The sequence below is a fragment of the Kitasatospora sp. NPDC007106 genome (assembly GCF_040634455.1).
GTDB classification, from domain to species: Bacteria; Actinomycetota; Actinomycetes; order Streptomycetales; family Streptomycetaceae; genus Kitasatospora; species Kitasatospora arboriphila.
In genome coordinates this window covers 1-1,266 of sequence record NZ_JBEYFP010001310.1, presented here as the reverse complement: position 1 = coordinate 1,266, position 1,266 = coordinate 1, and the positions used below count along the sequence as shown (strand labels likewise).

The 1,266-nt window shown below is 76.4% G+C and carries 2 protein-coding genes; one reads left to right on the top strand and one right to left on the bottom strand.

Annotated elements, in window-relative coordinates; translation table 11 throughout:
• Positions 1 to 461, bottom strand: a 461-nt coding sequence (locus tag ABZ641_RS38080) for a TetR/AcrR family transcriptional regulator (RefSeq protein WP_359989217.1), incomplete at its 3' end; no start/stop codon positions are given.
• Between the two features lie 230 nt (positions 462 to 691).
• On the opposite strand from ABZ641_RS38080, the gene ABZ641_RS38075 reads away from it, so the two are divergent.
• On the top strand, positions 692 to 1,266 hold a 575-nt coding region (locus ABZ641_RS38075), incomplete at its 3' end, for an NAD-dependent epimerase/dehydratase family protein (RefSeq protein WP_359989215.1).

Below are 1,266 nucleotides of genomic sequence, written 5' to 3'. Positions count from 1 at the left end.
CCCGCCGCCGCGGCCTGCGCGAACAGGGCACCGATCAGGAACGGCAGCCGGGTGCCGGGAGCGGTGGTGTTCTCCGGGGCGGAGTAGCCGGGGACGGGGGAGCCGTAGATCAGCGCGTACTCGTGCGGGTGGGCCACCGCCCAGTCGCGGACGGCGTGGCACAGGGCCGTCCAGCGCTCGGCCGGCTCCCGGTCCGCCGCTGCGGTGACGGCCGCGTCCGCCGCGTCGCCCAGGGCGTCGTAGCTGTCGGTGATGAGCGCGGTGAGCAGCGCGTCCCGCCCCGGGAAGTACCGGTAGAGCGCGGAGGCGGAGACCAGACCGATGTCCCGGGCCACCCCGCGCAGCGAGAGGCCGTCCGGGCCGTGCTCGGCGAGCTGGCGGCGGGCCGCCTCCTTGATGTCCCGGGTGAACTCGATGCGGGCGCGCTCGCGGGCGGTGAGCGGCTTGGGGGCGGCGGGCATGGCCACCATCCTGGCAGCCGCCGAGAACGGTGGCAACGATCGAGCACGGCCCGTGCCGACGAGAACGGCGTGCATGAGCGAGAACGGTGTTCTTGACAGCGGCGGCCGCGTCCGCCAGGCTCGTGGTCGAGCGAGAACGGTGTTCTCGCACACCGTCGCACCGCGCCCCACCGCCCCACTGCGCACCGCACCGTCACCGTCCGCCCGACCCGTCCCTGGGGGAGTCCATCGTGAGCAAGCACCTGATCGTCGGCGCCGGCCCCGTCGGCACCGCCGCCGCCCGGCTGCTCGCCGACCGCGGCGAGGAGGTCACCGTGGTGACCCGCTCCGGCCGCACGGCCGCACCGCTGCCCGGCGTGCGCCACCTGCGCCTCGACGCCACCGACGCCGAGGCCCTGGGCGCGGCCGCCGCCGGTGCCGCCGTCCTCTACAACTGCGCCAACCCCGCCTACCACCGGTGGGCGACCGACTGGCCGCCGCTCGCCGCCGCACTGCTCGGCGCCGCCGAGAGCTCCGGAGCCGTCCTCGCCACGGTCGGCAACCTGTACGGCTACGGCGCCGTCGACGGGCCGATGACCGAGGACACCCCGCTGGCCCCCAACACCGTCAAGGGCGAGGTCCGGGCCAAGATGTGGCAGGACGCCGAGGCCCTGCACCGGGCCGGGCGGATCCGCGCCACCGAGGTCCGCGGCTCCGACTACGTCGGCCCCGGCGCGGAGAGCGTGCTCGGCGAGCGCGTGGTGCCCCGGGTGCTCGCCGGCCGCGGCGTCCAGGTGCTCGGCGACCCCGACACCGCGCACAGCTG